The 6685-nt window shown below is 70.0% G+C and carries 7 protein-coding genes and 2 pseudogenes; 5 read left to right on the top strand and 4 right to left on the bottom strand.

Annotated elements, in window-relative coordinates:
* The 4 genes and pseudogenes from G6026_RS17530 to G6026_RS14360 form a co-directional block, all read right to left on the bottom strand.
* Positions 1-160, bottom strand: a pseudogene (locus tag G6026_RS17530) (BatC protein); the annotation flags it as partial.
* A gap of 196 nt (positions 161-356) precedes the next feature.
* The gene (locus G6026_RS14350; RefSeq protein WP_182613574.1) at positions 357-887 is read right to left on the bottom strand and encodes a hypothetical protein; all 531 of its coding nucleotides are present in this window, start codon (positions 885-887) and stop codon (positions 357-359) included.
* On the bottom strand, positions 884-1114 hold the full coding sequence (locus G6026_RS14355) for a helix-turn-helix transcriptional regulator (protein WP_182613575.1): 231 nt from the start codon (positions 1112-1114) through the stop codon (positions 884-886). Before G6026_RS14355 ends, G6026_RS14350 begins: the two co-directional genes overlap by 4 nt.
* Before the next feature lie 64 nt (positions 1115-1178).
* Entirely contained in the window at positions 1179-1985 is an 807-nt protein-coding gene (locus tag G6026_RS14360) for an IclR family transcriptional regulator (RefSeq protein WP_309230154.1), read from the bottom strand.
* A gap of 163 nt (positions 1986-2148) precedes the next feature.
* Between G6026_RS14360 and G6026_RS14365 the strand changes: the two genes are divergently transcribed.
* The 5 genes and pseudogenes from G6026_RS14365 to G6026_RS14385 all read left to right on the top strand — a co-directional run.
* Positions 2149-3015, top strand: a complete 867-nt coding sequence (locus G6026_RS14365) for an isocitrate lyase/PEP mutase family protein (protein ID WP_182613576.1) — start codon at positions 2149-2151, stop codon at positions 3013-3015.
* A 3-nt stretch (positions 3016-3018) separates the two neighbouring features.
* Positions 3019-4275 carry an aconitase family protein gene (locus G6026_RS14370; RefSeq protein ID WP_182613577.1) on the top strand — a complete coding sequence of 419 codons (1257 nt, stop codon included), beginning with the start codon at positions 3019-3021 and terminating at the stop codon, positions 4273-4275.
* Positions 4272-4799: a 3-isopropylmalate dehydratase gene (locus G6026_RS14375; protein WP_182613578.1), complete on the top strand. Its 528-nt coding sequence runs from the start codon at positions 4272-4274 to the stop codon at positions 4797-4799. The genes G6026_RS14370 and G6026_RS14375 overlap by 4 nt, the downstream gene beginning before the upstream one ends.
* A 67-nt stretch (positions 4800-4866) precedes the next feature.
* Positions 4867-6228 (top strand): MFS transporter, encoded by a 1362-nt coding sequence (locus G6026_RS14380; protein WP_182613579.1) that lies wholly within the window; start codon positions 4867-4869, stop codon positions 6226-6228.
* A pseudogene (locus tag G6026_RS14385) lies at positions 6225-6685 on the top strand (hydroxyacid dehydrogenase); the annotation flags it as partial. The gene G6026_RS14380 and the pseudogene G6026_RS14385, both read left to right, overlap by 4 nt.

Raw genomic sequence — 6685 nt, forward strand, 5'->3', positions numbered from 1 at the left:
CCGGGTTGGAGCCGCCGTCGGCGAGGCCTTCGCCCTCACCCTTCGTGTGCTGGGCGGAGCCGTCGGCACCGCCGTCGTGGCCGCCGGGGTTCGAACCGCCGTCGGCGACGCCCTCGCCCGAGTTGCCGGTGGTCGTCATGTCGTCGTCGTTGATAGCCATGTGCGATCCTCTCGTCGGCGCAGGCGCTGACCTGCGCGGATTCGTGCGGTGTCGCCACGTGCCCGGGCTGGCCCGGACACGATGGGGCTTGCCGTCCCCACTATGCCACCGGACCTGCACGGGGCACGACCGGTCGGAATCGTGCATCGGCTCGCCTCCGCACCCCGGCCCGCGGTGAGGACCAATCACGCCGCTGCTACTTCCCGCGGCTGGCCTTGCGGTAGCTCACGACCGACCCGATCATCCCGGCTACCGCACCGATCATCCCGCCGATCACGGCGCCCTGTGCCGCCCCGCCGAGCGGACCCTCCCCGGGTGTCAGCGTGACGGACGGGGTCGGCAGGAGCGGCTGACCAGCGAAGACGGTGAAGGTCATCGCGGCGAAGACCAGGGCGACGAGCGCGCACCCGCCGACCATGGTCACCATCGCCGACCTGGCCCCGGACCGCTCGACGAGAGCGTTGAGGTGGACACCCCGCCGCCGCGCATACCACTGGGTCGCCGCCGCGGGCAGGATGGTGAGCACAAGGAGCACCGTCGGGAGCAGGATCAGGCCGAACGCCGCCGAGACGACGGCTCCCGCCAATCCCGCGTACAGCCCGATGGTCAGGCCGAACGAACTCGCCTCCATGAAGACCGTGCGCTCCCGCTCATCGCCGTACACCGGGCTGTCGAGGTTCATCACCCGGTCCGACCACCGGTCGAACACGCTGTCACGCTGAGTCATCGGGGTTCCTCCTCCAGAATGAATAGCTCTTCGACCGACCGTTCCAGGACCCGCGCGATGCGAATCGCCAAGTACACCGACGGCGAGTAGTCGCCCCGCTCGACCGCGATGATCGTCTGCCTGCTGACTCCCACCGCCTCGGCGAGCTCCGCCTGGGTGACCCGCTTCTCTTTGCGGTACTCCCTGACCGGGTTCGGCCCGGTCACGTCGGACTCCCGAACTGCCATGGCCCGATGTTAAGCAGGCTTGACTTCTAGTGTCAAGAGTAGTTGACCCGGGCCCGGGCCTCGGTCACCCGCGCGCGGCTCGCAGTGCCGCCGAGATCCGGAGGGCGGCCCGCGTGACGTGCGCGATCTTGGCCTCGAGGATCTCGCCGGAGAAGTTCTCGGAGCGACCCCCGATGCTGATCGACCCCAGCACGGACCCGTCGTCGTCGAGGATCGGCGCGGCGACGGCGGACACCCCCTCGAGGAAGTCGGACTCGCTGAGCGAGTAACCGGCGGCGCGCACCTCGTCGAGGTGGGCGATCAGCTCGCCCGGCTCGTGCACCGTACGGGAGGTGTAGGTGTGCAGGCCCGGCCGGATCCACGCGTTCCGCAGCTGCGGGGAGTGGGCCAGCATCGCGACCGGGCCGGCGGCGGCGTGGTACGGCAGGACGGTCCCGATGTTGATCCCGGCGACGACGAGGCTTCCGCTCCCCTCCACCTTGTCGATGCACACGGCGCCCTCCTCCGCCGGGACCATGAGGTACGCGGTATCGCCGAACTCCGCGACCAGCCCCGTCAGGAACGACCGGGCGGCCGAGCGGATGTCCAGGTCCGCCAGGGCCGACGCCCCGATCTCGAACAGTCGCACGGTCACCCGGTAGCCGCCCTCGGGCGTGCGATCGACCCACCCCGCGTGGATGAGGGTCGCCATGAGCCGGTGCACGGTCGTCTTGTTCATGCCGCTGACCTCGGTCAGCTCGGTGAGCGTCCACGTGGAGCGGTCGGCGCCGAAGTGGTCGAGGAGCGCGCAGGCCTTGAGAAGGGCACCCACCAGTTCCCTGCTCTGCGATGCGTCGGATGCGGGCGACGGCGGCCTGGGCGGACTGGGCACGGCGAGGTCCTGTTCTGTCCGGGGTGTCGGGTGGTCCCGCCATCGTAGGCAGCCGGCCGCGGTTCCACCCCGACCGCCCGCGCTTGACATGTGACGCGGACCACGTTTAGTTTCGTACCGCATTACGAAATGCGTTCCGCTATACGAAATGGAGGTGAGCGGCATGACATCGCCCACCCTGAAGGACCTCACCTCGGACAGGCTCGTGTACGCGCCGGGGGTCTGGGACGGACTGACGGCGCGACTGGCAGAGCAGGCCGGCTTCGACGCACTGTGCGCCTCCGGCTTCGCGATCTCCGCCGCCCTCGGGCTCCCCGACGCCGAGCTCTACACGATGAGCGAGAACCTCACCGCGATCCGCACCATCACCGCCGCCTCCGCACTCCCGGTGGTCGCCGACATCGACACCGGCTACGGCAACGCCGTCAACGCCGCCCGCACGGCGACGATGTTCGTCAAGGCCGGCGTACAGGGCATGTTCATGGAGGACCAGGTCTCCCCCAAGTCGTGCCCGATCTGCGTGGGCGAACCCGTCGACCTGATCCCCGTCCCCGAGGCGGTGGGCAAGATTCGCGCCGTCCGCGACACCACCCCGGACGACGTCCTGCTGATCGCCCGAACGGACGCCACCGGCGAGGAGGCCCTCCGGCGCGGCCGGGCCTACGTCGAGGCCGGCGCCGACATGATCATGCCGGTCACCAAGACCTTCAGCACCGTGGAGGAATGGCAGCGCTGCCACTCCGAGGTCGGCGTCCCCCTCATGGCCACGCTGACCGCGTCCACCTGGACGGAGCGGGAGTTCACCCCCGAGGTCCTGGACCAGATCGGCGTGCGACTGGCGCTGCTGCCCACCCAACTGCTCATGGCCGCCACCGGTGCCGGCCGGACCGTGCTGGGTCGCCTCGCGGCGGGTGAACCTCCGGCCGAGGTGAGCGCGGACGCGATGGCCCACCACGAGTTCGTCGAAATGATCGGTTTCCCCGAGATCGAGGCGATGCAGAACGAGTACCTACCCGCGAAGGGGGCGTGACCGATGGGCTTCACGATCGCCGAGAAGATCCTCGCCAGGGCCACCGACCATCCCACCGTGCGCGCCGGGGAGAACCACGCCGTCCGGCCCTCGCGGATGATCGCCTACGACTTCCCCGGGTACACCGACGTCATGTTCCGGCAGATGCACGAGGACTTCGGCATCACCACGCTCGAGGACCCCGGCCGGTACGTCGTCTTTATCGACCACATGCTCACCAGGAAGGACCAGCGGGAGACCGAGGTCCACACCGTGACCCGGGAGTGGTGCGAGTTCTACGGCATCGAACTCCACGAGGCCGAGGGGATCGGCCACCAGCTGACCGCTGAGCTCGGCCTGGCGACCCCCGGCGACTTCCTGGTCCACTTCGACGGCCACATCAGCGGGGTGGGCGCCTTCAACGCCCTCGGCTGGGGGATCCGACGCGACCTCATCGAGGCATGGGTCACCGGGCAGGTGCACGTCGACATCCCCCGGACCACCCGGTTCGAGCTCACGGGGACGTTCCCGGACGGGGTCGACAGTCGCGATCTGGTCCACACCATCATCGAGCTGGTGGGCGCCGACGGATGCGCCCACCAGGTCATGGAGTTCGGCGGTCCGGGCGCCCGCGACATGGCGATCGACCACCGACAGGGCCTGTGCGGGATGGCGATGTTCACCGGGGCGGTGTCGGCGATCTTCGAGCCCGACGACGTCTCGATCGCCTACGCCACCGAGGTCGCTCGCGGAGAGTTCGACCCCGTCTATCCCGACGCCGACGCCACCTACGCCGCGCGCCACAGCATCGACCTGTCGACGCTGGTGCCCCGCGTCGTCCGGCCGGGCTCGGCGCGCGTGGCCAACACCTCGACGGCGGCCGAACTCGAGGGCACGCCCATCACCCGCGCCTTCATCGGGTCGTGTGCCAGCGGACGGATCGAGGATCTCCGGGCGGCCGCCCTCGTGCTCGACGGGCGGAAGGTCGCACCGACGGTCGAGCTCAACATCGTCCCGACGTCCAAGAAGGTGTTCGCCCAGGCCGAGGCGGAGGGGATCCTCGACGTCCTGCGCACCGCCGGGGCGACGATCGCCGAGTCCAGCTGCGACTTCTGCTTCGGCTACCAACAACCCCTCCAGCCCGACGAGAACTGCATCTCCACCGGCGTCCTCAACATCACCGGCCGGATGGGCAGTCCCGAGGCGAACATCTACATGGGTTCGCCTTACACCGTCGCCGCCAGTGCGATCACCGGCACCATCGGGGAGGCGTCCCGATGAGCGCGTACCCGCCGCCGCCCGACGTCATCACCGGCCGCGTCGCCTGGGTCTTCGGGGACGACTTCGACATCGATCTCGTGGTGGGCGTGGCCAACATCAAGACCTACGACCGCGAGCTGTTGCGGGCGGCCTGCATGCAGGACTTCGACCCCGGCTTCGCCGAGCGCGTCCGGCCCGGCGACATCGTCGTGGGGGGCCGGAACTTCGGCTACGGCCACCCGCACTACCCGCCGATGATCGCCCTCCGGGACCTCGGGATCGCCGCGGTCGTCGCCGAATCGTTCTCCCCCGGCTTCTGGCGCGGCGAGACCTTCAACGGCATGCCCCTGATCACCATCCCGGGGGTCACCGCGGCGGTCTCGCGCGGCGACGAGGTCACGCTCGACTGGCGCACCGCGACCCTGGAAGCCGCCACCGGCACCCGGATCACGGGCACCCCGCCCAACCCTCGTACCGTCGCGATCATCGAGGCCGGCAGCTCGTACGACCTGCTACTGGCCGAGCACGCCCCCGCGCGGACCTGAACCCCCTTCCACTGCTCCACCTCACCGCCCCCTGCCTGCCCCTCCTGACCGACAAGGACGCGACACCATGACCGAGGTACATCAGCCGCAGCACCACGCAGCAGCGGCACCACCTGACGCCGACCACCCCACGGCGGAGTCGACACGGCGCACCCCCGACCCCAGGCTCACCCGCCGGGCCGCGCTCGCGGGCGGGGTCGGCACGCTCATCGAGTACTACGACTTCGCCGTCTACGGGTTCCTGGCGGTCTTCATCGCCCCGCTCTTCTTCCCCTCGCAGGACCCCGCGGCGTCGATCCTGTCGACCCTGGCCGTCTTCGGTGTCGCCTACGTGGCCCGGCCGGTCGGCGGGATCTTCTTCGGTCGCCTCGGTGACCGCATCGGCCGCCGGACGGCGCTCATCGCCAGCGTCGTGGCCATGGGCGTGGCCAGCGGCATCCTCGGAATGCTCCCGACCCACGCCGCCATCGGCGTCGCCGCACCGATCCTGCTCGTCCTGGTCCGCCTGGCACAGGGCTTCTCCGCCGGCGGCGAGATCGGTGGCGCGGCGACCTACATCGCCGAAACCGTGCCCGCCGGCCGACGGGGCTTCTTCGGTTCCTTCACCCCGATCGGCGCCACGCTCGGGTTCGCGGTGGCCGCCGCCGTCGTCGGCCTGGTCACCCTGCTCGTCGGCGAGGAGGCCATGTCCTCGTGGGGCTGGCGCATCCCGTTCCTCCTCGCCCTCCCCCTGGCCTTCGTGTGCCTGCGCATCAGGATGAAGCTCGAGGACACACCCGAGTTCGAGGCGATGGCCAAGAAGAAGGAGGTCGTCAAGAACCCCCTCCTCGGTGTCCTGCGCGACCACCCCTGGTCCGTGGCCAAGGTCGTCGGCGTCGCGGTGGCCATGAACGGCTCCGGCTACATCGCCCTGACCTACTTCAGCGTCTACCTCACCAACGATCTCGGATTCGGCAAGAGCGCCGTCTACTGGACCTCCGCCATCGCGATCGCCTGCGCGTGCGCCACCTTCCCGATCAGCGGCGCCCTCACCGACCGCTTCGGCCGCAAGCCCGTGCTGGTCGCCGGGTACCTGTCCTACATCGTCATCGCGGTTCCGGTGTTCATGCTGCTCGGCGCCACACAGAGCATCCTCGTGGTGGGTCTGGTGTACTTCGTCTACATGGTGCTCAACGGCGTGGTCCAGGTTCCCGCGTTCCCGTTGTTCACCGAGCTCTTCGGCCGACGCGTCCGCTACACCGGCGTCGCCCTGGGCTTCAACATCGGCACCATCATCGCCGGCGGGACCGCCCCGTACTTCGCCGCCCAGCTCGTCGCCTGGACCGGCAGCGGCATGGCGCCCGCATACTGGGTGATCGGGGTCTGCCTGATCGGGCTCCTCACCGTGTCCACCATCACCGAGACGGGAAAGAAGGCCCTGCCGACATGAGCCCCACCCCGGGCGACGCCACCGGCCTGCGTGTGGCCGTCGAGCCGACCCGCGACCCCCACCTCGTCGACGCGGTGGAGGGCGCGGGCGGCTCGGTGGTGTCTCTGGACGAGGCCAGGATCCTGGTGTGGATCGGGGGTCCTGACGGTTTCCCCGCGCTTCCCGACCACGTCGAGTGGGTGGCGCTGAGCACCGCGGGAATCGAGCACTTCGTCGCCGCCGGACTACTCGACGACCGCCGGACCTGGACCAACGCCTCCGGCTTCTACGCCCGTGGAGTCGCCGAGCACGCACTCGCCCTGCTTCTCGCGGGCACCCGCCAAGTCGTCCGGTCGGCCCACACCCGCTGGGCCAAGGCCGCCGTCGACCCCGCCGTCCGCACCCTCCGCGGCGCCTCGGTCGCGATCATCGGCGCCGGCGGTATCGGCCGCGAACTCGTGCCCCTGCTCACCGCGTG

This window comes from Dietzia sp. DQ11-38-2 (assembly GCF_014145055.1).
Classification (GTDB): Bacteria; Actinomycetota; Actinomycetes; order Mycobacteriales; family Mycobacteriaceae; genus Dietzia.